This window comes from Leisingera sp. ANG-M7 (assembly GCF_000813965.1).
Taxonomy (GTDB): domain Bacteria; phylum Pseudomonadota; class Alphaproteobacteria; order Rhodobacterales; family Rhodobacteraceae; genus Leisingera.
On sequence record NZ_JWLI01000001.1, the window covers coordinates 587,343 to 610,663 of the forward strand.

The following is a 23,321-nucleotide window of genomic DNA, read 5'->3' on the forward strand; positions in this document are numbered from 1 at the left end:
GGGGCGCCCTTTCCAGTGTTGTGCCAGAGGTTCACAGACCCAGGGCTTTACGCCGCTCTTCTGCAAAACCCTGCACCATGCGGTCGGCGATCAGAGCAAGGATCGCCATCGCCGCGCCAGCCGAGATGCCCAGCCCAACGTCGGCCTGCCCCAGCGCCAGATAGATCGACTGGCCAAGGCCGGTGGTGCCGATCAGCGCCGCAATGACCAGCATCGCAAAGGCATAGAGAATGGTCTGGTTGAGACCCAGCAGGATCGACGGCGCCGCATAAGGCGCGCGGATGTCCTTGAGCATCTGCCATGTGGTGGCGCCAGAGGCAGTGGCGGCCTCAATCATTTCGTCCGGCGTCGAGACCAGCCCGTGCCGCGTGTAACGGATCATCGGCACGATGGCATAGGCGATGATCGCCAGAAAGGCAGAGAACTCGCCGATCTGAAACACCATCAGCACCGGGATCAGGAACACGAACAGCGGGATCGTCTGCAGCATGTCGCAAATCGGTCGCACCACGCGCCAGACACCGGGTGAAACCGCAGAGGCCAGACCAATGGCTCCGCCCATCAGCGCGCAGGCAAAGACCGCAGCGCCGGAGAGGTAGAGCGACAGAAGCGCCCGTTCCCACAGGCCGGAGAGCAGGATGGTGCCCAGCAGAACAACGGTCAGAACCGCCAGCCCGCGCCCGCCTGCGACCCAGGCCAGTGCGCCTGCACCGACCAGCACAAAAGGCCAGGGCAGCTGGGAGATGCCTGTCTCCAGCATTCCGGCAGCAATCAGCAGCATCACTCCCAGCGCCATCCGGCCACGCAGCGCAAAGACTATTCCGGCCGCAGCACCCGCCGCAAACAGCGCGGCACTCATCATCGGGGTCCAAGCAAAGCCCCAGGTGAAGGGCAGCACTGCCTGATCCAGCCCGATCCTCATCGGCAGCAGCACATAGAACAGCACGTTGTTCTTGAGCGCGGTCAGGGCCTCCGCATTAGCGCTGGTGAAGGATGAAAGCCCCCGATCCACACTGTCCGCCACCGGGTTGAACAGGCCATAGGCGCCGGGCTGCTGAACGCTGCCCCAGAAGGCCGCGCTGACCACGACGCCCAGCGCCAGGATACCCCAAGCAACGCGCGGGTCATGCTGGTCGCGCCGGTCCTGGGTCAGGGTGCCACTCATCCGGTCGATCAGGATTGCGAAGATCACGATCACCAGGCCGGCCAGCAGGCTTTGGCCGAACTGCGCCTTGCGCATGGTCAGCAGGACTTCCCAGCCGATGTCGTCAAAGCCGCCGATCACGGCAGCGATAATCACCATCGACAGCGCCGCCATCAGGCATTGATTGACGCCAACCATGATCTGTTGCCCGGCGGAAGGAATCTCGCACTGGAACAGCTGTTGCAGGCGGGTGCCGCCGGCCATGATGGCGGCTTCCTTGATCTCCGGCTCCACACGTTCGAGGCCCAGCAGCACATTGCGTGCCATTGGCGGCGCCGCGTAGATGGCAGAGGCAATAAGGCCCACCACCGGCCCAAAGCCGAACAGCACCAGCAAGGGCGTGAGATAGGCAAATGTCGGCACCGTCTGCATGATGTCGAGCACCGCCTGCACCGGCTGGCGGACGCGGGGGTATTCATTGGCAAGGATGCCGATACCGCCGCCGATGATCAGCGCCAGCGGCACCGAGACGGCAACCAGCGCCAGGGTGTTCATGCTTTCGGGCCAGTAGCCGGAGGCAAGCACAAAGCCGAGGCCAACCACCGCCATCAGCGCCATCCGAACCCCGCCCAAGGTCCAGGCCAGCGCCGTGGTGGCGCAGATGACCAGCGGCCAGGGCGTGTGGCTCAGCACATAGTTCGCCGCTTCCATCGGGTAGAACATCAGCGCCGAGAAGCTGCGCGCGGCGGGTTTGATCAGCGCCAGAAACCATTCCATGAAGGCCCCGACCCAGTCGGTGGCGGGCAGCACCCAGGCGGCGGGAAACTTGATCAGCCAAGGCATACTGCTTTCCAGCAACAGGCACAGGGCGCCAACAACGGCTGCGATCAACGCCGCAATCGAGCCTTTCGAAAGACCTGCCATCACCCCTGCTCCACCTGCAAGGCCGCGGCCAGATCCGCCGGGTTCACCACGCCGACCAGCTTGCCGTCATCCGTGCGGACCGGCACCGGCTCGTAGAGCTCCATGCAGCGCGCAAGGGCTGCATCCAGCGTCATGTCCTGGCGCAGGCCGGGATCGTCGGCGCCATAGACATGGTGTTCGCCGGGCTGCATCACCGAGGACACATGCGCGTGCTGCCCCTTGGCCACGTCCTTGGAAAACTCGCGCACGTAGTCATCGACCGGGCGCAGCACGATATCCGCCGGAGTACCGATCTGCACCACCTTGCCGTCGCGCATGATGGCAATGCGGTCGGCGAGCTTCAGCGCCTCGTTAATGTCATGAGTGATGAAGACGATGGTAGTCTTCAGCTTGGCCTGAATTTCCAGGAACTCATCCTGCAGCTGCCGCCGGATCAGCGGATCCAGGGCCGAGAACGGTTCATCCAGAAACCAGACAGAGCAATCCGCCACCAGCGAGCGGGCAATGCCGACGCGCTGGCGCTGGCCGCCTGAGAGTTCACGCGGGAAGTTCTTTTCGCGCCCGCCCAGTCCGACCAGCTCGATCACCTCCTGCGCCTTGGCGAGCCGCTGCTTTTTCTTCACCCCCTGCACCCGCAGCGGGTAGGCGACGTTTTCGGCCACGGTCATATGCGGGAACAGGCCAAAGTGCTGGAACACCATGCCCAGCTTCTTGCGGCGCAGCTCGATCAGCCGCTTGGGGCTGGCCTCGACGATGTTCTCGCCGTCGATGCGGATTTCGCCACCGGTGGCATGCAGCAGGTGCGAGATGCAGCGGATCAGGGTGGACTTGCCGGAGCCCGACAGCCCCATGATCACAAACAGCTCCCCCTCCTTCACATCAAAGGAGGCGTCCTGCACCGCGGGGATCAGCCCCTTGCCGCGCAGTTCCTGCGCTGCCGCTTCGGGTGTTTCGTGCCGCGACAGCGCCTCTTTCAGGGCGCTGTCTGCGTTGCTGCCAAACACCTGCCAGACATTCCGGCAGGTGATGGCGGGCGTTTCAGAGCCGGTCACGTGTGCGGCTCAATTGATGGCAGCGTCGACAACCGGGCGCCACTTGTCCTCATTGGCGGCCATCCATTCGGCAACCACCTCTTCGACCTTGCCGCCGTCCACGTCGACCGCGCCCATCATCGGCTGCTGGTCTTCCACGGCCAGGGTATAGTTCGACAGGATCTCAAACGCTGCAGGCCAGGTTTCGGCAGTGCCGGACCAGGCGGCCTTGAAAATACGTGAGGGTGAGAAATCGCAGTCGTTCACGGCATCCGGGTTCGGGCCCCAGGCCGGATCGCTGAAGCAGGCATCCTCGCCGGGCGGCAGGTCGACGAATTTGACGTCATAGGCCGACATAGCCCAATGCGGCTGCCAGAAGGTGACCAGCAGCGGTGTCTTGCGTTCGGTGGCTGCGCGCAGCTCGACGATCAGCGCGGCCTCAGAGCCCGCAGGCACGGCCTTGAACGGCAGCGCCAGCCCGGTCATGCGGTCGGCGCCAGGGGTGCCCCAGTCGGCCGGATAGTCAACCAGGCGGCCTTCGGGCAGGGTTTCTGCAGTGGCGAATTGCGCGGCACAATCCTTCAGCGCCTCCCAGGCAGGCAGGCCGGGGCAGATTTCGGCCACATGCGCCGGATAGGCGATGCCCTCACGCGCGTTCAGCTCCAGGTCGCCCAGCTCGACAACGGTGCCTTCCTCAACCTTCTTGGCGTATTCGTCGGACACGTTGGAGGACCAGATTTCCAGCGTCGCGTGGATGTCGCCATCGGCAATCGCCTGGAACTGGTTCATCATGCCGGCAGAGACATACTCCACATCATAGCCCGCGGCCTTGAGCATTTCGCCCGCGATGTGGGTCGTCACATGCTGGCCGGTCCATTCGTTCACCGCCAGCTTGATCGGTTTGCTGGTGTCGCCCAGCTCTGCCGCAGAGGCGATGCCAGCGGCAACTGTCATTGTTGCAGCGCCCAGCGCCAGCGCATATCCCTTGAAGTTCATCTCAATACTCCCTGTCATTGTTTTTGCGCCGCCGGTTGTCCGGCTTGGCGCGTCATTGGAACCCGGCGGTTCATGGCTCCTGCCAAACGTTTTGGCAGTTCATCTTATTACGTGCAGGAGCCGGTGCTTTTAGTGTGGCCGGGGATAATGCAAGTATTGGAACATATTACGACCGCTTGTCGAGCAAATGCGACGCGAAGTGTGAAAAATTTTGATTGCCGATTCAAGTTTTTGTGCAAATAGACAAGTTCTGGAATCATCCTTGCCCTCCAGAGCCCGGCCTAAGGAGCCGGCAATCCGGCCGCAAGCCGCATCCTGAAAGCAAAACAGCGCCCCTGTTTTACAGGCGCGCTGCTGAAGCGATGAGAGAGGTTTGAGCGGCTCAGGAGCGTCCCTTTCCCGTGGCCTCCTCAACAATGGGCATCCACTTGGCGCGGTTTACCGCCATCCATCCGCGCGCTGCGCCTTTCGGGGTCTCGCCGCGGACGTCCACCAAGCCGATCAGCGGCTGCTGGTCCCAGATGCTCAGCTGGTAGTTCTTCAGGATCTCGTATGCGGCCGGCCAGCGGTCCTTCAGCTCTGGCCAGCTCGCCTTGACCACGCCGCCGCGGTAGAAATCGCAGTCGCCAGTGGCCTTGGGGTTCGGCCCCCAGGACGGATCAGTGTAACAGGCGGGCTCCGGCTTGGGCAGGCGCACGAACTGCAGCGCATAAGAGGACATTGCCCAATGCGGTGCCCAGAAGGTGGAGATCACCGGACGCTTTTCCCGGTAGGCCGTCTGGAAGGCCTCGATCATCGCCGCCTCGGACTCGGCCGCGACCACGTCGAACGGCAGTTCCAGCGCACGGATCCGGTCGGCACCGGGCGAGCCCCAGGATTCCGGGTAGGCCAGGTAGATGCCGCGCTTGCCCTTGCCATCCTCTGAGAAGATGCCAGCGCAGTCGCGCAGCGCCTCCCAATTCGGCAATCCAGGGCACATCTGCGCAACGTAAGGCGGGAAGACCACGCCATTGCGCGCGTCCAGCCCCATATCGCCAAGATTCTCCAGCTGCCCCGCATCTACCAGATCGAAGTACTCAGCAGGGTCGCTGCTGGTCCAGACCTCCACCATCGCGTGCACATCGCCAGTAGCAATTTCGCCGTACAGGTTGCTCTGGTCCGCCTCGACATATTCGACCGTATATCCAGCCTCTTCCAGAATGCCGCCAGCAATGTAAGTCGACAGGTGCTGGCCGGTCCAGTTGTTCAGCGACAGCCGGATCGGAGTTCCCACGTCCCCCATGTCAGCTGCTTCGGCGGCTCCCGAAACCGCCAGCGCCGCAAACGCCGCGGCAATCACATTAATTTTCATTGGCGTAACTCCCGTACTGCCAGTCGTCCCACACGCCGCGCCTCAGCGCAGCTCCGGGATCAGGCATATCAGGCGGGAGTTGACAAAGATTAACGGCACGCAGGACCGGGTGTGCCTTCAGAAATAAAAACGCCTAAAACTTGCCTCAAGGGCGCGTCTGATTCAGCCAGTGCGCCGCGCCACCAGCAGCACCGGATCGTAGGTCAACGGCAGCTTGCCGCCTTGGCCGAACCTTTCCCGGTAGGCATCCTCGAACAACCGCAGCTGCCGGCGGCTCCATCCCTGCTGGGCATTACCGTTCACTCCAGTCTGACGCAGGTGCCTGAGCACATCAAGCGCACTATCAAATTCCAGCACGACCGTTCGCTGCTCAATTGCCTGGATCTCCAAGCCATCCGGCAGCAATGACGGCCATTCATCCGCATCCAGATAGCTCGGCGCCGCGGCAGTGGATCCCAGCGCAGCCAACTCATGGAACTGCCCCCGGCCGAAGCCCGACAGCGCCAGCCAGCCGCCCGGCTTCAGATGCATTGCCAGCCGGGCCATCAGGGCCCGCGGGTCGGGTATCCACTGCACGGTTGAGGCAGAAGCGATCAGGTCCAGATCCTGCGGCAACGGCAGGCTTTCGACCGGACCGCTTCTAAAGCGAATCTTAGCCTGGGTCGCCCTTTCCAACGTCTGCATCACCTGCGCTGCCTCCGGCACAAGGTCGTTCAGGATCAGACTGTCGGTGCCGAAACGCTGCAGCAGATTCCGGGTCAAATGTCCTGTGCCGCAACCGAATTCCAAAACGCTGCCAAAGTGCCGCTGTGCACCCTGATCCTGCAGCATCCGGGCCAGATGCCCGGCCGTTCCTGCCTGCACCGAAGCCGCGCCATGATAGCTTTCAAGCCCGCGGCGGAAGCTTTGCTGCACGCGGGACTGATCCAGATGCGGGGGCTGCATGTCCTTCATCAGAACAGCTCCTCCCACTGCGCAAACCGGTCGAACGGTGCATGCGGCGCGTCCAGATGCGACACATTCTGCCCGGCCCAGGCGCGGGCCAGGTTGGCGGGCGGGAAGATCTTATCGCCAGAGCTGATCCAGACCCGGTTGAACCGCATCTGCGGCGCATCCCCCCGGCGCTCCACCGCCAGAAGTTCTGCACGCCGGGCCTCTACATCCAGCGCCTCGGCGTCCTGAGGAGCACCGAAGACGCGGCCCAGGAACTGCTGGTAGCTTTCCGGGCTTAAGGTTTCCACGGTGCGGCGGAACACGGCAGGCGGAATGCCTGCGCCGCGACTCACTGGCTGCAGGCTGCCGTTCACTGCCGCCTTGCGCTGGAACGGATCCGGCCGCCCCTGCTGCCAATGGGCATAGGCGGCCACGCCAAACGACCAGGCCAGCAGACTGATCCGCTCATAACCAGACAGGTCCGGCAGCTCTGCATCCAGATCGGCATAACCATTGGCAAACAGGATGTCCTGTTCGCCATCCAGGTGCCAGAACACCTCCGGCCCCACAGCCCAGCCGCCGAAGACCACGATGGCCTCGGCTGCTTGGTTCTGTTTGAGCCAGCGGAACTCCATGGCTTACAGCTCCCGCGCAAGCCGCAGCATGCCTACGGTGATTTCGCTCAGCTGATCCGGTGAGGTGATGAAGGGCGGCATGGTGTAGATATTGGTGCCGAAGGGGCGCAGGAATACACCCATTTCACGGGCACGGGCATGCGCCTCATCCGCCGAGACCCGGTGCTTCATCTCGATGACGCCAATGGCGCCCAAGACCCGCACGTCCGCCACATTCGGCAGGTCGCGGGCCGGGGCCAGTTCGGCCTGCATCTGTTCGCCGATAGCGGCCACCGTGCCGCGCCAGTCCTGCCCGGTGAGCAGGTCCAACGAGGCTTTGGCCGCGGCGCAAGCCAGCGGGTTGCCCATATAGGTCGGCCCGTGCATGAACAGCCCGGGATTGCCGCCGCCGATGCCTTCCGCCACGCGGTCGTTGGTCATGGTGCAGGCGAAAGAGATATGGCCGCCGGTCAGCCCCTTGCCGAGGCAGATGATATCCGGCTCCACCGTGCAAAAATTGGTGGCAAACAGTTCGCTGGTACGGCCAAAGCCGGTGGCGATTTCGTCAAAGATCAAAAGGATGCCCAGTTCGTCGCACAAGGCGCGGGCCTGGTTCAGATATTCCGGGTGGTAGAAATACATACCGCCGGTGCCCTGCACCACGGGCTCCAGAATGAAGGCGGCGATCCTCTGGGCGTTGGCCTCAAGCACTGCGCGCAGCTCACCCAACCCATTTCGGGCCGGATCCTCCACCCAATCCTCGCTGATGCGGACCGGCGGGCGGGACACAAAATGCTGCACGCTCAGCGCGCCCTGGAACAGGTGGTGCATGCCGGTATCCGGGTCGCAGACGCTCATCGCTTTCCAGGTGTCGCCGTGGTAGCCGGAGCGTATGGTGGCAAACTCCTTGCGGCCCGGCTGGCCGATCGCGTGCTGGTACTGCACCGCCATCTTCATCGCCACCTCGACCGAGACCGAGCCTGAATCACAATAGAAAATGCGCGTGAGGCTTTCGGGGGTGATCTCCAGCAGTTTGCGGCCCAGGTCGATGGCCGGATCATGGGTCAGCCCGCCGAACATCACATGCGGCAGGGTGTCAAGCTGAGCGTGGATTGCCTTGGTGATCGCCGGGTTTTTATGCCCGTGCATCATGCACCACCACGACGACATGGCGTCGATCAGCCGGGTGCCGTCGTCCAGAGTGATGTACATGCCCGCGCTTTCCTTCACGACGAACGTCGGACCGGGCTTTGCGACATTGGTGTAGGGATGCCAGAGGTGCTGCTGGTCAAACTCCAGCTGGGTGAGGTCTGCGGCACTCATGACAGCGCCTCCTTGATCAGATCCACCCGGATGCTGGCCTGAAAGGCCACGGCCAGCGCGTCAGAGGTCAGCTCGCCCAGCACCGGCAGCCGCCCCAGGTGCGCCACCTGGCCGAATTGGCAGATGGTTTCCTCCACCGCCGGCTCCGCATCGCCGATGAATGCCACACCCGCGACCGCACAGCCCGCATCGCGCAGGGCTTTCAGCGACAGGAGCGTGTGGTTGATCGTGCCCAGCTGGGTCCGGGCGCAGAGGATTACCGGCGCGCGCCAGCGGGCGAACAGATCGAGATACAGCACCTTGCGGTTCAGCGGCACCATCAGCCCGCCTGCGCCTTCGGCCACCAGCACGCCGTCAACCTCAGGCAAGGGCAGTTCATCGGGGTCGATCTCCACGCCTTCAGCCTCTGCCGACAGATGCGGCGAGGCGGGCAGTTGCAGCAGGTAGCCCTCGGGCAGCGCCGGGCGGCCCGACAGGCGGGACACAATCTGGCTGTCGGTCTCCTCCTCCAGCCCGGATTGCACCGGCTTCCAGTATGTGGCGCCCAGCGCCTGCACCAGGCCGGCCGAGAAGATGGTCTTGCCGATGCCGGTATCGGTTCCGGTGACGATCAGCGCGCTCATGGCTTGGTCTCCATTTCCCGGGCAAGGTCCTCGAACATTTGGGTGATGACCCCCGCCCCCGTATTCAACGTGATCGACAACCGCAGCCGCGAAGTGCCGCGCGGCACCGTCGGCGGGCGGATGCCGCGGATATCGTATCCTCGATCTTGCATGGCGGAGGCCAGCGCCATGGTGCGTTTGTCATCGCCAACGATCACTGGCAGGATCTGGCTCTGAAATCCTTCCAGCCCGCACAGGCGCTTGGCCTCGCCTTGGGCGTGGGTAATCCCCTGCCACGCCTGTTCACGGCGGCCCGGGTTCTGCTGAAGTTCCTGCAAGGCCGCCCGCACCAGCGCCGCATTCAAGGGTGACGGCGCGGTTGCAAAGATGAACCCGCGCGCCTTGTTGATCAGCGTCTCGATCAGCACCCGCTGGCCGCAGATCAGCGCACCGGAAGCGCCCAGCGCCTTGCCGCAGGTGTGCAGGGACAAAACATTCGGACGGTGGGCAATTTCATGCGCCAGCCCGCGGCCCAGGTCGCCGAAAACGCCCGTCGAATGCGCCTCATCCACCACAAGCACGACGCCTTCTGCATCTGCCAAAGCCATCAGCGCATCCAGCGGCGCCAGGTCGCCATCCATGGAGTAGACCGCTTCCACCGCAATCCAGACCTGACCAGTGCCGCCTTCAGAGCGCCAGTCTTTCAGAATACGTGCGGCGTCCTCCGCATCGCTGTGGGCGAAGCTGAGCGTCTCTGCCCGGCCCAGCCGCATCCCGTCATGGGTGCTGGCGTGGATCAGAGCGTCATACAGCACCAGATCGCCCTGCTGCGGCAGGGTGGAGAAGATCGCCTGATTGGCATTGAACCCGCCGCCCATGAACAACGCGGCCTCAGTGCCGAAGAATTCAGCCGCCTCAGCTTCCAGACGCTGGTGTTCCGCGTCATTGCCGCGCAAGAGGCGCGAGCCGCCCGCCCCCACCGGCACCCCGCGGGCCAGCGCGTCTGCGGCGGCGGCGCTCAGCACATCGCTGCTCGCCAGCCCGAGGTAGTCGTTGGAGGCAAAGTCATGCCCGTCCCGCGGCATCAGCTGCCGGTAGCGTCCGCGCGTGCGCAGCGCTTCCAGCGATTTCTCATGCCTCGGGAAGGCGCCCGCCATCAGCGGCTGCCGTCGCAGCCCGCGGCCATGGCGGTGATGCCCAGACGGTCGAACAGCTGCTGGTCCTTGTCCTCTTCGGGGTTGTCCGCCGTCAGCAGCGTGTCGCCCACAAAGATCGAGTTGGCACCGGCAAAGAAGCACATCGCCTGCATTTCATCCGACATATCGGTGCGGCCAGCAGACAGGCGGACATGCGACTTCGGCATCAGGATGCGGGCCAGCGCCACGGAGCGGACGAATTCGATCGGGTCCAGCTTCTCGACATTGGCGAGCGGCGTGTCGGCGATCGGGATCAGCATGTTCACGGGCACCGAGTCCGGGTGCACCTCCAGCGTTGCCAGCGCCAGCATCATGTCGATGCGGTCGAGCTGCTTTTCCCCCATGCCAACGATGCCGCCGGAGCAGACCTTGATGCCTGCTTCGCGCACCCGGTTCAGGGTGTCGATACGGTCTGCGAAGGTGCGGGTGGTGATGATCTCGGAGTAATAACGCTCCGAGGTGTCGATGTTGTGGTTGTAATAATCCAGGCCCGCATCTCGCAGGCGGAACACCTGCTCCTCGTCCAGCATGCCGAGCGTCATGCAGGTTTCCATACCCAGGTCCTTGACGCCCTGCACCATCGCTTCCAGCGCGGCCATGTCGCGGTCCTTGGGCGAACGCCAGGCGGCACCCATGCAGTAACGAGTCGCGCCGCCTTCCTTGGCTTTCTTGGCCTCGGCGATCACCCGCTGCACTTCGATCAGCTTGGAGGCCGACAACTGCGCGCCGTTGCGGGCCGACTGCGAGCAATAGGCGCAATCCTCGGCGCAGCCGCCGGTCTTGATGCTCAGGAGCTTGGATTTCTGCACCTGGTTGGGGTCGAAGTGCTGCCGGTGCACGGTGTGCGCCTGAAACAGCAAGTCCATGAAGGGCTTGTTGTAAATCGCTTCCGCTTCCTCGCGGGTCCAGTCGGTGCGGATGGGTGCAGCGTCCAGCATGCTGTCTCCTGTTCTCTATACCTGTTGGCCATGCGCGGATGGCGTTTCCGGTTTTATAGATAATTTTATGGCCGCCAATCAAGCATCAAAGCTGCGCTGCAGCGATTTGCCCCAATGTCGCGCCAATAAGGCCAATATGAAACTGATTTTAATACCAAAAAATAATCTACAAAGATTCCGGTTGACGCAAACCCCGTACCTCCCCTAGCCCTATAGGCACGCAGGGGAGTCCCGCCCAAGGGACTGAGAGGCGTCATGGTGCGGGGCATCCCGGACCGGCGGCGCGACCCTTTGAACCTGACCCAGTTGATACTGGCGTAGGAAGCAAGAAACATGGCGCGGCGCCCCGGCGGCAACCCTCGTTTCGGACAGGCAGCATGCGTGCACCGGCCGTACACCGGCTGTACACCCCCCTGCCCGTTTTCCTCCGTCCCGGCTCAATTGGTGTTTTTGAACCGAAGGCCCGGAGGAACACCAGATGAACGTCCCCAACCCGAAAATCACCACGGGCGCATTGCCCGCGTCGCGCAAGATTTACGTCAGCGGCGAGGTCCATGAGGACATCCGCGTGCCGATGCGCGAGATCTCCACCCACCCCACCGCGGGCGAGGCGCCGCTGCCGGTCTATGACAGCTCCGGCCCCTATACCGACCCGGACGTGCTGACCGACATCCGTGAGGGCCTGCCCGCTCTGCGCCGCCAGTGGATCGAGGCGCGCGGCGACGTCGAAAGCTATCAGGGCCGCGACGTGAAGCCCGAGGACAACGGGTTTGTAGAGGGCGACCGTCTGACGCCGGAGTTCCCGGTGAAACCTGCCCCCTTGCGCGGCAAGAATGGCAAGGCACCGACCCAGCTGGCCTATGCCCGTGCCGGCATCCTCACCCCCGAAATGGAATACGTGGCGATCCGCGAAAACCAACTGCGCGAGCTGTCGCCGTGCCACGCGAACCGCGACGGCAATGACTTCGGCGCCAACATCCCGGATTACGTGACCCCGGACTTCGTGCGGTCCGAAATCGCCGCCGGCCGCGCCATCATCCCCGCAAACATCAACCACCCGGAAATCGAGCCGATGATCATCGGCCGCAATTTCAAGGTGAAGATCAACGCCAACATGGGCACCTCTGCCGTCACCTCCTCGATGGAGGAAGAGGTCGACAAGCTGGTCTGGGCGATCCGCTGGGGTGCTGACACGGTGATGGACCTGTCCACCGGGCGCAATATCCACAACACCCGCGAATGGATCGTGCGCAACTCCCCCGTGCCGATCGGCACCGTGCCGATCTACCAGGCGCTGGAAAAGGTGAACGGCATCGCCGAGGACCTGACATGGGAGGTGTTCCGCGACACGCTGATCGAGCAGGCGGAACAGGGCGTCGACTACTTCACCATCCATGCGGGTGTGCGGCTGCACATGGTGCCGATGACGGTGAACCGCGTCACGGGGATCGTCTCGCGCGGCGGCTCGATCATGGCGAAGTGGTGCCTGCATCACCACAAGGAGAGCTTTCTATATGAGCACTTCGAGGAAATCTGCGACATCTGCCGCCAGTATGACGTGAGCTTCTCGCTGGGTGACGGGCTGCGGCCGGGCTCCATTGCGGACGCCAATGACGAAGCGCAGTTTGCAGAGCTGGAAACCCTGGGCGAGCTGACCAAGATCGCCTGGGCCAAGGACTGCCAGGTGATGATCGAGGGGCCTGGCCATGTCGCCATGCACAAGATCAAGGAGAACATGGACAAGCAGCTGGAGTGCTGCCACGAAGCGCCTTTCTATACACTGGGGCCGCTGACCACTGACATCGCGCCGGGCTATGACCACATCACCAGCGGCATCGGGGCCGCGATGATCGGCTGGTTCGGCTGCGCGATGCTGTGCTACGTCACGCCGAAGGAGCACTTGGGCCTGCCTGACCGCGACGACGTGAAGACCGGGGTGATCACCTACAAGATCGCGGCCCATGCTGCCGACCTTGCCAAAGGTCTGCCGGGCGCCCAGCGCCGCGACGATGCGCTGTCCCGCGCCCGCTTCGAGTTCCGCTGGGAGGACCAGTTCAACCTGTCGCTGGACCCCGACACTGCACGCGAGTTCCACGACCAGACCCTGCCGAAACAGGCCCACAAGGTCGCCCATTTCTGCTCCATGTGCGGGCCGAAGTTCTGCTCCATGCGGATTTCGCACGACATCCGCGCCGAGGCGCAGAAGGAAGGCATGGAGGCGATGGCCGCCAAGTTCCGCGAGGGTGGCGAGCTCTATGTGCCTGCGGCCGAAGCTGTGGAACCGGCGGAATGATCACCATCGCAGGCGCGGGCCTTGCCGGTCTCGCCTGCGCCTATGAACTGGCGCAGCGCGGGGCGGCGGTCACCGTCTATGAGCAGGGCGGGGCGCCCGGCGCCGGCAGTGTCGCACGCTTTGCGGGCGGCATGCTGGCCCCCTGGTGCGAACGCGAAAGCGCCGAGGAGGAGGTGATCACCCTCGGCAGCCGCGCCGTCGGCTGGTGGGCCAAGATCACCCCGGTCCACAGGCGCGGCACGCTGGTGGTGGCGCCTGCCCGCGACCGGGCAGAGCTGACCCGATTTGCCCGCCGCACATCGGGCCACCGGGGTGTGGACGGGGCGGAGATTGGCGCACTGGAACCGGCGCTGGCGGGGCGGTTTGCGCAAGGACTGTTCTTTGAGCAGGAAGCGCATCTGGACCCGCGGCGGGCGCTGCGCGACCTGACTGAGAAGGTGCAGAAACTGGGGGCGGAAATCCGTTTCAGCACCCCTGCCCCGGCCCGCGTCACGCTGGATTGCACCGGCATGGCGGCTTCGCTGCCCGGTTTGCGCCCGGTGCGCGGCGAGATGGCCATCCTGCACTGCCCGGAGGTGGAGATCCGCCGCACCCTGCGTCTGCTGCACCCGCGGATGCCGCTCTATCTGGTGCCCCGCGGCGACGGGCATTTCATGATCGGCGGCACGATGATCGAGAGCAGCTCTGACCGTGCCGTCACGCTGCGGTCCTTAAGTGAACTCTTAAGCGCGGCCTTTGCCCTTCACCCGGGATTTGCCGAGGCCAGTGTGGTGGAGACCGGCGCGGGCCTGCGCCCGGCCTTCCCCGACAACCTGCCGCGGCTGGTGGAGCAGGACGGCACGCTTTTCCTCAACGGCCTCTATCGTCATGGCTTTCTGCTGGCGCCCGCGATGGCGCAGCAGGCCGCGGACCACCTGCTACCGGAGACATCAGATGAAGATCATCGTGAACGCCAAACCGCATGAAGTTTCGGCAAGTGACCTGCAATCTGCCCTTCAGGAGCTCGGCTTTGCCGGTTCCGCCGTTGCGACCGCGCTGAACGGCACGTTTGTTGCCCGTAGCCAGCGGGCAGAGGTGCAGCTGGCCGCGGGCGACTGCCTGGAAGTCCTGGCCCCGATGCAAGGAGGCTGAGATGAGAGTTTACGGAACAGAGATCGCCTCGCGGCTGCTCTTGGGCACGGCGCAGTACCCCTCGCCTGCGGTGCTGGCAGAGGCGGTGAAATCAAGCGGCACGGAAATCATCACCGTGTCCTTGCGCCGGGAGACCGCCGACGGATCCGGCACCGCCTTTTGGCAGGAGCTGCAGAAGACCGGCTGCCGCATCCTGCCGAACACCGCGGGCTGCCATTCGGTGCAGGAGGCGGTGACCACCGCCCGTATGGCGCGGGAGCTGTTCGGCACGCCATGGATCAAGCTGGAGGTGATCGGCCATTCCGACACGCTGCAGCCGGATGTGTTTGGTCTGGTGGAGGCCGCGCGGGTGCTGAGCGGCGAAGGGTTCCAGGTCTTCCCCTATACCACCGACGATCTGGTGGTGGGGGAGAAGCTCTTGGAGGCGGGCTGCGAGGTGCTGATGCCCTGGGGCGCGCCGATCGGTTCCGGCCAGGGGCTGCGCAACCCGGATGCCTTGCGGGCGATGCGGGCGCATTTTCCGGGCGTACCGATGATTGTGGACGCTGGGATCGGGCGGCCCTCGGACGCGGCCCAGGCGATGGAGCTGGGCATGGATGCGGTGCTGCTGAACACTGCGGTCGCCAAGGCCGGCGACCCTGCCGGGATGGCCCGTGCAATGGCGCTGGCGGTTGAGGCAGGCCGTGCCGGCTTTGCCGCCGACCCGATGGAGCGGCGCGACATGGCGGTGCCCTCAACCCCTGTTCTGGGAATGGCGGAGTTTGCATGATGGAACGGTTTTATTTGATTGTCGGTCATGTCGGCCGTCTGGAGCTGCTGGTTCCTCAAGGCGCGAAACTGGTGCAGTTGCGCATCAAGGACCGGCCGGAGGCAGAGGTGCGCCGCCAGATCGCCCGGGCGCGGGATTTCTGCGCGGTGCATGATGCCCAGTTGGTGGTCAATGACCACTGGCAGGCGGCGCTGGACCTGAACTGCGGCTTTGTGCACCTGGGACAGGAGGACATGGACACCGCCGACTTTGCTGCGCTGCGCCGCAAGGGGGTCCGCTTTGGCCTGTCGACCCATGATGAGGCAGAACTGGACCGCGCCTTGTCCCTTGGACCTGCATATGTGGCGCTGGGGCCGGTCTATCCGACGCTCCTGAAGCAGATGAAATGGGGACCGCAGGGGCTGGAGCGGGTGACGCGCTGGAAGCAGATGACGGGCGATGTGCCGCTGGTTGCCATCGGCGGACTGACCCCGGAGCGGCTGCCGGGGGTTTTTGCCGCGGGCGCCGACAGCGCAGCGGTGGTGACGGACATCCAGCTGGCAGACGATCCTGAGGCCCGCACCCGCGAATGGGTGCAGGCTTGCCGGATCCAGGAAGACGCATGAATCGCTATGCGCGTCAGGTGATCCTGCCGGAGGTGGGTGCGGAGGGGCAGGCACGCCTCGCACGCGCCCATGTGCTGGTGGTTGGCGCCGGGGGGCTGGGCTGTCCGGTGCTGCAATACCTGGGCGGCGCGGGTGTCGGGCGGATCACGGTAATGGATGGTGACGTGGTGGAGGAGAGCAACCTGCACCGGCAGGTGCTCTATTCCGCCGCGGACATCGGTTTACCCAAGGCGCAAGCGGCCCGGCGGCACGTGCTGGCAGCCAATCCTAGCCTGCAAGTCACAGCACAGTCACTGCGCCTTGATGCGGCCAACGCAGAGCAGATGGTAGCAGCAGCTGATCTGGTGGTGGATGCGGCAGACAGTTTTGCGGTGTCCTATATCCTGTCGGATGAATGCCTGCGTCAGGGCAAAGTGCTGATTTCGGCCTCTGCACTGGGGCAATCGGGCTATGCAGGTGGCTTTTGCGGTGGTGCGCCGTCGCTGCGGGCGGTGTTCCCGGACCTGCCCGCACAGGCAGCGACCTGCGCAACCGCCGGGGTGATGGGGCCGCTTGTGGGCATGATCGGCGCGCTGCAGGCGCAACTGGTGCTGAAAGCGCTGCTGGGTCATCGGCCCTCGCCGCTGGGGCAGCTGTTTGTCTTCCGGCTGGAGGATCTGCAGGTAAGTTCCTTCCGCTTTGACGGGGCTGAGGAACCGGAGGATGCTCTGCCCTTTGTTTCAGCCGCGCAAATTCTGCCCGGTGACACGGTGGTGGTCGAACTGCGGGACACGGCAGAGGCACCCCAACCGGCGGTGCCGCAGGCCCTGCGGATCGCCCGCACGGATCTGCCCGCCGCCGGGCTGCCGCGCGAGGGGCGGATTGTGCTGTGCTGCCGCAGCGGGCTGCGGGCCTGGGGCGCGGCGCGGGATCTGCGACAGGCGGGATACCGCAACCTGGCCTTGCTGGCGGCAGGGGACAGCAATTGACCGTTATTCTGGCCATCGGCGGCACCGACAGCAGCGGCGGTGCGGGGCTGACGCGGGATACGGCGATGGCTGCAGAACTGGGCGCCACGGTCCGTCCGGTGGCGACCGCCATCACCGTTCAGACAAATGCGGCGGTTCTAAGTGTTCACCCCTGCCCGCCCCAAACTGTGGCGGATCAGGTCCGCGCTGCGCTGGCAACTGCCCCGGCGCCGGGGGCTGTGAAGATCGGCATGCTGGGCTCTGCCGCCGCGGCAGAGACTGTGGAGGCCGCCTTGCCAGCGAGGCTGCCCATTGTGCTGGACCCGGTCCTGAAGGCGAGCTCCGGCGGCACATTGATGGACGCAGACGGGTTTGGCGCCCTGCTGCGCCGTGCCGCGCTGGTCACTCCAAACCTGAGTGAACTGGAGGTGCTTGCCGGCACTGGCGGCCCGCTTGATGCGCAAGCCGCGGCCCTGCTGGCCCAAGGCGCGCAGGCGGTGCTGGTCAAAGGCGGACACGGGACCGGCGCCGAAAGCACGGATCTACTGTTCATGCCGGATGGGTCTGTCACGCCTTTTGCGGCGCAGCGGCTGCCTGTTTCGAAACGCGGGACAGGATGCAGTCTCGCCACCGCCATCGCCTGCCACCTGGCGCAGGGTGCTGATCTGGACGGCGCCTGCAGCCAAGCCAAGCGCGCCGTCCACAGCTGGCTGCGCCGCTGACCGCAGCGAGGTCGCAGGCAGACGTTTTTCGGGACGGTTTCAGGACGGAGATGAACGGGCGGTCTTCTTAGGGTCGCCGCAAACCTCCACTCCAAAACTCGGGAGACCTGCCCCATGACCGATATCACCGCGCTCACCGCCGAAACGATGGCTGCCAAGCTGCGTGCGCGGGAGATGAGCGCGAGTGAGGTGCTGGCGGCACACAGGACGCGGACCGTAGCGCAGGAACCCACGGTCAATGCTTTTGTCACCCTGGACTGGGACGCGGCAGAAGCGCGGGTAGCGGAGCTGGATGCGATGGCCGCACGCGGAGAGTTTGCCGGCCCGCTGCACGGCCTGCCGGTTGCCATCAAGGATTGCTTTGAAACCAAGGGGCTGCGCACCACATGGGGGTCCAAGAGTTTTGAAAATCATGTGCCGGACTATGATGCGCTGCATGTCGCCCGGTTGCGGAACGCAGGCGCGGTGATCACCGGCAAGTCCAATACACCGGAGTTCACCCTGTCCGGCCAGACAACCAATCTGGTCGCGGGCACCACCCGCAACCCGCTGAACCCTCAGAAATCGGTAGCGGGCAGTTCAGGCGGTGCGGCAGCAGCGCTGGCGGCAGGCATGGCGGCACTGGCCGATGGTTCCGACCTTGGCGGCAGCACCCGCACGCCCGCCGCTTGGTGCGGCGTGGTGGGGATGCGCCCGACCTCCGGCCTGATCCCCTATGGCCCGAACCCGTCCCCCTTTGACGGGCTGTCGGTGCCGGGGCCGATGGCACGGACCGTGCGGGACCTGGTTCTGATGCTGGAGGTGATGCAGGGCAATGCGGCCTGCCAGCCCCTGGGGTTCTGGCAAAGTCTGCCGCGGCTGGCGGGCCTGGACAATCCCCCGGCCCGGCAAACCGGACGCGTGGCTCTGTCACTGTCCCCTTTTGGTGCCAGCGTAGAGCCATCCGTGCAGGCGGCAATTGCCCAGGCGGAAACTCTGTGCCGCGGCCTTGGCTGGCAGACCGCAGAAGACGCGCCGCCGCTGGAGCCGCTGATGGCGCATCAGGACGTCATCCGCGGCCAATGCGCGCTGCAGATACGTGCAGCGCTGCAGCCTGAGATGGCGCTGGCGGGTGAAAGTTTCCGCACCGCCTGCGCCCAGGCCGAGGGACGCAGCCTGGCAGAGCTGATCGCCTATCAGGCAACCCGCGCCCGGGTCTGGACAGAGGTCTGCGCTTTCTTTGAGCGCTACGATTTCGCCCTCTGGCCCACCGCGACGGGGATGCCGTTTTCCGCTGACCTGCGCGATGGAGAGATCACCGAAGACTGGCGCACGGTGACGCTGACGCCGCCGTTGGAGCTGCCGTCTGTTTCAATTCCCTTTGGCCAATCTGCTGACGGGATGCCGACAGGGCTGCATATCACCGGGCCAAAAGGGTCGGATGCACGGCTGCTGCAATTTGCCCGCAGCATCGAGCGGGCACTTAAGGGCTGACGCGGCTCAGCGCATCCAGAACCCCTCGGACTTGATCCGGTTGCGGATCGCCTGCTCGCGCCGGGGCAGGTTTTCGCGGTCAAACAGCGCCCGCACCTTCTCGCCGCGACCCTGATAGACCATGCGCTTGATCGGCTCGTAGCTCTTCAGCACCTTCTTGATCCGGTTCGGTGCGGCGACCTCGTGCAGCACTTCGACCACGCGGTCGCTTTCGCGCGCATAGAGCAGCGGGAACAGCCGGTAGTGACAACTGGTTTCGCCGTCGAGATACCTTGCTGGCAGCGCATCGCGCCCGCCGCCAGAGGAATGGATCACCAGCGGCAGCACAATCTGGTCCAGCCAGGGATCGAGGCTCTGCCCCACCAGCTCCGGCGGCGGATCGTTCCTGACCGATTGCGCATATTCCAGGAACCGCGCGCCAAACACCCGCGGGCAGGCACCGTAGAAGAAGCCCGCGTTGAAATAAAGGTAGCGTTTCCAGTACTCATCCGGCTGGCTGAGGTCGAGGCTGGACTGGAAGTCGAGGCCGAAGCGGTCATAGAGCGCCTGCCAGATCCCTGCATATCCCGGCCCGTAGAGCGTCGGCTTGGGCCAAGTGCCCTCGACCCGCAGCGACGCCGAGGGGCGGGAGAAATCAAACGGCACCTCCGCCAGCTCGCCGGTGATCAGCGTGTCGGTGTCGAAGAACACAAAAGGCTCTCCCTCAGGCAGTACCTGCAGCGCCTCGATCTTGTTGCCATAGGGGTAGGCAGCGCCGAACACCTTGCTTTCGAACGGCAGGATCTCCGCATCCAGATCCGCAAGGGCCTGGAGGACATCCGGGTTGCGGATGCCGGGATCCTTGTCCCACAGCGGTCCTGCCTGCGGCACCGCAACGAACAGGCGTCCGGAAAATCCCGGGGAGCAGCGGCGCAGCGAGGCCGCAAAAAGCAGCGCCTCATACTGCAGCCGCCCCGTCTGACCGACGATCATCACATTGAAGGGGGCATTTGCCATTGTTTTCCCCGTTTTCCGCCGCTGCCGGACGGTTAGGACTGCGCGTTAAGGCCGCAAAGAGACTTGCCTGCTAAGCTAGCTACAAGTCGGCAAACTGCCGCGCAACCGGCCAATGGAATTTCGGGCCGCCTTGTGACGCAAAAGGCGCCGTAAGTGGAGAGAATCGATGTTTGATGTGATCCTGGCTATTATTGCAGCCTCCGCGCAGCCCGGCACAGACGGCGGCACACCGGAAACCGCGGCTGCCGCGCCAGCACCCGCCGCCATGCAAACCGCCCTGGCCGCGGAACCGCAGGAGGCCACTGGCCGCTTCACCACCGCGCTGGAGGTCAAGCCGATCCTGGCCGCGACCCAGGCCAACTGGATCCATGTCCGCGAATTCGACGGCCAGGACCTGCTGTATGTGACCCACCTGTGGTCCTGGCGCTGCGGCCTGGCGCAGGTCAAGCTGGGCGTGAACGGCCAGCCACCGGAAATTTGGCCGCTGCCGGACTGCCATCTGGACGAAGGCTTTCCCAACATGATCAAGGAAGAGGACGGCCTGCCTTACCGCAGCTATCCGCTCGGCTCGATCGAGCAAATCGCGGTCGAGGTGACCTATGACGACCTGAGCACCGAAAGCCTGACCTTCAGCCGCAACGGCCAGCCCCTGCAGTGACCCGGCGGCTCCTGCCGCGCTCCAGCCTGCGGCCTGCGGCAGTCAAACGCGGCCGAAGAAATTGCCAGACGCGCTTAACCGGGCACACCTGCTTGTGCTGATGCAAACAATTTCGCGGGGGAACCGTCCAGCTCAAACAAGTCAAACGGTTGCGGAAAGGGACTAGCGGTGACCTCGGCGGAACGGCAGTCCTGTACATTGCGCCACATGCCCCGCATTCGCAATGCTTTCTGCGCGATTTCAAATACTGAAAATCTGCCGCCGGTGTTCATGCCAAGAGTCAAAGTGATGGAAGCTTTTTGGGCTGGTATCTCCCGCAACTCCAGGGTCAGGAGCCATTGATTTCGCTTCACTACCGTCAAAAGCTGAAGTCGCAATATCACAACTCACAAGACTCAGGCACGGTTGCTGCCCAGGCTGTGAGGCGCTGCCTCAAACGCCCCTGCGGCAGCGCGCACGAAGAACTTACTTACCGGAAGGCTGCCGTAACGCGCCAGCCCAATCTTCGACGTGATAGGACTGCGCGATCACACCGTCCGCAAGCTTGTGAAAGTCAATCGTCAGGATATCAGTTAAGCGGCCCTCGCCGTCAACGCCGAACAGGAGGCCTGCGGGCGCGCCGGTGGCGTGGCGTCGGACAACCACAGTGTCGCCATCCTGGTGCATATCCTGCACTGCCCATTCGAGATCGGGGACGAGCTTGGCAAACCCTCCCCCGAATCCCGGAAATAGCCCCGTTGCCGGATCCGAAACCCATTCAGGATGCGGCGGGACGTTGCCGACTTGCTGATCCGTGTCCTGTTTTCGGCGCAAACTGTCAAAACAAGCCACCGCTCTCTAATGATCGCCGGAGCTCGCTTCACTCGACCTCAAATCCGAGGTGCCTGCCGTATCAATTTGGCTGAAGCTCTTCCTGGTAGCCAAACAGAGCCGGCTGACCGCCGGTGTGCAGCATGACGACCTTTTGCCCCGTACGGATCACCCCCTCCTCGAGCAGGCCCAGAAGCCCGGCAAAGGTTTTGGCGGTGTAGACCGGGTCCAGGAAGATGCCCTCACTGCGGGCCATCAGGGTCAGGGCGTCCCGGGTGCCGCTGCCGACGCGTCCGTAGCCCGGCGCCAGCGCGCCATCCCAGACGTTGATGCTATTCATAACCAGCGCCGGATCGAACTGCATCAGGTCAGCCAGCTTGCCGAGCACCTTCTGCATCCGTGCGTGCTGCTGGCCGTGGTCGCGGCGCACGCAAATGCCATAGACAGGCGCGGTTTGCCCTGACAGCCGAAGGCCGGTCAGAAATCCGCCATGGGTCGAACCGCTGCCCGACGGAACCACCGCCGCGTCGAAGTCCCCGATCTGTTCCTTCAGCTCCGCCCCTCCGGCCACATACCCCAGCGCACCAAGCGGCGGGTGATCAATCCCAAGATGGATCACATAGGGCTTGCGCCCCTCCGCCCGCAGCTGCTCGGCCCGTTCGTGCAGTGCATTGTCCGCTCCGGTTTCATCCTCTCCCAAGGGGTAGCTCATATGCTCAGCGTCCAGCAGCTGTGCCAGCAGCACGTTGCCGGACCGGTAGTAATACTCGCCCATGCCCGGCACGCGCTCTTCCAGCTGCAGCACCGACTGCATGCCCAGCTTTGCTGCCGCAGCAGCCGCAGAGCGGACAAAGTTCGATTGCACAGCGCCTGTGATCAGAATGGTATCCGCTCCCTGCTGCTTCGCTTCACCGAAATAGAACTCCAGCTGGCGGGTCTTGTTGCCGCCAAAGCTGAGGCTTGTGAGGTCATCCCGCTTGATCCACAGGTCGATCCCAAGGCGGTCCGACAGGCGGTCGAGCCGCTCAACCGGCGTTGCACTGCTCATCAGCCTGGCACGCGGGAACTCCGCAAGCTTTGCATCAATGTTCATCGGTTCTGTCATGTCTTGTCATCCGATCAGATAGGCGCGCCGGAACAAGGCGGCACAGGCGAAAAGAGAAATCACCCGGATTGCGAGCGAGATCACGGCTTGCGGCAGATGCGGGCCGGTCAGGCGGCCCAGCAGGCTGCCGAGAACGGTCGCCGCCGTGAACTGCCAAAGCCAGGGGGCACGGGCGAAAGCTACCCAGTCCGACAGGCAATGCAGGGTGAAGGCCGATCCATAAGCAACCAGCGCAACAGGCTGCACCAGCTTGCGCGCTTTCCCGGCGCTCCGTCCGGCGGCCAGCAGGCCGAGAACCATCAACGGCCCGGGTGTCGCAGCCCAGACTGTTGCCAGCCCCGACAGGCCTGAGATAGTCCGGAACCCATGCCGACCGACAGTTTTGCTCTGCGGTGTCAGCGACGAAGCGACACCGATCAGGAGCAGCACAGCAGTTAGCGACAGGACCGTCCGCTCTGACAATAAGGGATAGATCAGCAGCCCCAAAACGATCCCCGCGAGGCATCCGCACACGGCATTCCGGATCAGGGATTTGTCCCGCAGCCAAGCCTGTCGGTCGGTCGCCAGAGCCGAGACCACCGTGTTCAGCATAAGCAGCACCGGAACGGCCGTGGCGGTTCCCAGCAGGACCATCATCACTGGAGCAACCACGATGCTGAAGCCGACCCCGACGCCCGCCTGGAGCCCGGCGCCAGCAGTGATGGCAAGCAGCAAGAGAGCAAGTTCACCGGGCACAGAAGTTTCCTTTAGCAGGTCGCAG

General features: G+C 64.3%; 24 protein-coding genes and 1 riboswitch. Of the genes, 9 read left to right on the forward strand and 15 right to left on the reverse strand.

Translation table 11 applies throughout. The annotated features are described in order from the left end of the window. Window positions 1-31: 31 nt before the first annotated feature. The 10 genes from RA26_RS02970 to bioB all read right to left on the reverse strand — a co-directional run bounded on the left by RA26_RS02970 (window position 32) and on the right by bioB (window position 11,052). Complete coding sequence (locus RA26_RS02970) at window positions 32-2,068, reverse strand: ABC transporter permease (RefSeq protein WP_039179464.1); 2,037 nt, start codon at window positions 2,066-2,068, stop codon at window positions 32-34. Beyond that, window positions 2,068-3,120, reverse strand: coding sequence for a quaternary amine ABC transporter ATP-binding protein (locus tag RA26_RS02975; protein WP_039179467.1), 1,053 nt, complete (start codon window positions 3,118-3,120; stop codon window positions 2,068-2,070). The genes RA26_RS02970 and RA26_RS02975 overlap by 1 nt, the downstream gene beginning before the upstream one ends. 9 nt (window positions 3,121-3,129) lie before the next feature. Continuing rightward, window positions 3,130-4,095, reverse strand: a complete 966-nt coding sequence (locus RA26_RS02980) for an ABC transporter substrate-binding protein (RefSeq protein WP_039179470.1) — start codon at window positions 4,093-4,095, stop codon at window positions 3,130-3,132. A 382-nt stretch (window positions 4,096-4,477) separates the two neighbouring features. Beyond that, window positions 4,478-5,446 carry an ABC transporter substrate-binding protein gene (locus RA26_RS02985; RefSeq protein WP_039179473.1) on the reverse strand — a complete coding sequence of 323 codons (969 nt, stop codon included), beginning with the start codon at window positions 5,444-5,446 and terminating at the stop codon, window positions 4,478-4,480. Between the two features lie 162 nt (window positions 5,447-5,608). Next, window positions 5,609-6,400, reverse strand: coding sequence for a malonyl-ACP O-methyltransferase BioC (gene bioC / locus RA26_RS02990; RefSeq protein WP_039179476.1), 792 nt, complete (start codon window positions 6,398-6,400; stop codon window positions 5,609-5,611). Next, the gene (locus tag RA26_RS02995) at window positions 6,400-7,014 is read right to left on the reverse strand and encodes a pimeloyl-ACP methyl esterase BioG family protein (RefSeq protein ID WP_039179478.1); all 615 of its coding nucleotides are present in this window, start codon (window positions 7,012-7,014) and stop codon (window positions 6,400-6,402) included. Before RA26_RS02995 ends, bioC begins: the two co-directional genes overlap by 1 nt. A 3-nt stretch (window positions 7,015-7,017) precedes the next feature. Continuing rightward, window positions 7,018-8,316, reverse strand: a complete 1,299-nt coding sequence (bioA, locus tag RA26_RS03000; protein WP_039179481.1) for an adenosylmethionine--8-amino-7-oxononanoate transaminase — start codon at window positions 8,314-8,316, stop codon at window positions 7,018-7,020. Then, the gene (gene bioD / locus RA26_RS03005) at window positions 8,313-8,939 is read right to left on the reverse strand and encodes a dethiobiotin synthase (protein ID WP_039179484.1); all 627 of its coding nucleotides are present in this window, start codon (window positions 8,937-8,939) and stop codon (window positions 8,313-8,315) included. The genes bioA and bioD overlap by 4 nt, the downstream gene beginning before the upstream one ends. Beyond that, on the reverse strand, window positions 8,936-10,075 hold the full coding sequence (locus RA26_RS03010) for an 8-amino-7-oxononanoate synthase (protein WP_039179487.1): 1,140 nt from the start codon (window positions 10,073-10,075) through the stop codon (window positions 8,936-8,938). The genes bioD and RA26_RS03010 overlap by 4 nt, the downstream gene beginning before the upstream one ends. After that, on the reverse strand, window positions 10,075-11,052 hold the full coding sequence (bioB, locus tag RA26_RS03015) for a biotin synthase BioB (RefSeq protein ID WP_039179490.1): 978 nt from the start codon (window positions 11,050-11,052) through the stop codon (window positions 10,075-10,077). The genes RA26_RS03010 and bioB overlap by 1 nt, the downstream gene beginning before the upstream one ends. Before the next feature lie 212 nt (window positions 11,053-11,264). Further along, window positions 11,265-11,393: riboswitch (TPP riboswitch) on the forward strand. 137 nt (window positions 11,394-11,530) lie between these two features. Here bioB and thiC point away from each other — a divergent pair. From thiC to RA26_RS03055, 8 genes are all read left to right on the forward strand, one after another. Further along, window positions 11,531-13,345 (forward strand): phosphomethylpyrimidine synthase ThiC, encoded by a 1,815-nt coding sequence (gene thiC / locus RA26_RS03020; RefSeq protein WP_039179493.1) that lies wholly within the window; start codon window positions 11,531-11,533, stop codon window positions 13,343-13,345. After that, entirely contained in the window at window positions 13,342-14,310 is a 969-nt protein-coding gene (locus RA26_RS03025) for an FAD-dependent oxidoreductase (RefSeq protein WP_039179496.1), read from the forward strand. The genes thiC and RA26_RS03025 overlap by 4 nt, the downstream gene beginning before the upstream one ends. Continuing rightward, window positions 14,279-14,476 (forward strand): sulfur carrier protein ThiS, encoded by a 198-nt coding sequence (gene thiS / locus RA26_RS03030; RefSeq protein WP_039179499.1) that lies wholly within the window; start codon window positions 14,279-14,281, stop codon window positions 14,474-14,476. The genes RA26_RS03025 and thiS overlap by 32 nt, the downstream gene beginning before the upstream one ends. 1 nt (window position 14,477) lies before the next feature. Further along, window positions 14,478-15,245: a thiazole synthase gene (locus RA26_RS03035; RefSeq protein ID WP_039179503.1), complete on the forward strand. Its 768-nt coding sequence runs from the start codon at window positions 14,478-14,480 to the stop codon at window positions 15,243-15,245. Then, the gene (locus tag RA26_RS03040; RefSeq protein WP_039180020.1) at window positions 15,245-15,850 is read left to right on the forward strand and encodes a thiamine phosphate synthase; all 606 of its coding nucleotides are present in this window, start codon (window positions 15,245-15,247) and stop codon (window positions 15,848-15,850) included. The genes RA26_RS03035 and RA26_RS03040 overlap by 1 nt, the downstream gene beginning before the upstream one ends. Further along, window positions 15,847-16,818: a HesA/MoeB/ThiF family protein gene (locus RA26_RS03045; RefSeq protein ID WP_039179507.1), complete on the forward strand. Its 972-nt coding sequence runs from the start codon at window positions 15,847-15,849 to the stop codon at window positions 16,816-16,818. The genes RA26_RS03040 and RA26_RS03045 overlap by 4 nt, the downstream gene beginning before the upstream one ends. Further along, window positions 16,815-17,519, forward strand: coding sequence for a bifunctional hydroxymethylpyrimidine kinase/phosphomethylpyrimidine kinase (gene thiD / locus RA26_RS03050; protein WP_039179510.1), 705 nt, complete (start codon window positions 16,815-16,817; stop codon window positions 17,517-17,519). The genes RA26_RS03045 and thiD overlap by 4 nt, the downstream gene beginning before the upstream one ends. A 114-nt stretch (window positions 17,520-17,633) precedes the next feature. Continuing rightward, entirely contained in the window at window positions 17,634-18,992 is a 1,359-nt protein-coding gene (locus tag RA26_RS03055; protein ID WP_039179512.1) for an amidase, read from the forward strand. Window positions 18,993-18,998: 6 nt separating this feature from the next. Here RA26_RS03055 and RA26_RS03060 read toward each other — a convergent pair whose 3' ends face one another. After that, window positions 18,999-19,988 (reverse strand): hypothetical protein, encoded by a 990-nt coding sequence (locus RA26_RS03060; protein ID WP_039179515.1) that lies wholly within the window; start codon window positions 19,986-19,988, stop codon window positions 18,999-19,001. A 166-nt stretch (window positions 19,989-20,154) separates the two neighbouring features. Here RA26_RS03060 and RA26_RS03065 point away from each other — a divergent pair, with 166 nt between their 5' ends. After that, window positions 20,155-20,646: a hypothetical protein gene (locus RA26_RS03065; protein ID WP_039179518.1), complete on the forward strand. Its 492-nt coding sequence runs from the start codon at window positions 20,155-20,157 to the stop codon at window positions 20,644-20,646. Window positions 20,647-20,720: 74 nt separating this feature from the next. On the opposite strand, the gene RA26_RS22595 is transcribed toward RA26_RS03065, so the two are convergent. From RA26_RS22595 to RA26_RS03080, 4 genes are all read right to left on the reverse strand, one after another. After that, the gene (locus RA26_RS22595) at window positions 20,721-21,023 is read right to left on the reverse strand and encodes a hypothetical protein (RefSeq protein ID WP_206540422.1); all 303 of its coding nucleotides are present in this window, start codon (window positions 21,021-21,023) and stop codon (window positions 20,721-20,723) included. Window positions 21,024-21,111: 88 nt separating this feature from the next. Then, complete coding sequence (locus RA26_RS23350; RefSeq protein ID WP_275041633.1) at window positions 21,112-21,477, reverse strand: ester cyclase; 366 nt, start codon at window positions 21,475-21,477, stop codon at window positions 21,112-21,114. Window positions 21,478-21,538: 61 nt separating this feature from the next. Continuing rightward, window positions 21,539-22,561, reverse strand: coding sequence for a D-cysteine desulfhydrase family protein (locus tag RA26_RS03075; RefSeq protein WP_241482573.1), 1,023 nt, complete (start codon window positions 22,559-22,561; stop codon window positions 21,539-21,541). Window positions 22,562-22,567: 6 nt separating this feature from the next. Then, the gene (locus RA26_RS03080; RefSeq protein ID WP_193747574.1) at window positions 22,568-23,296 is read right to left on the reverse strand and encodes a TSUP family transporter; all 729 of its coding nucleotides are present in this window, start codon (window positions 23,294-23,296) and stop codon (window positions 22,568-22,570) included. Window positions 23,297-23,321: the final 25 nt, after the last annotated feature.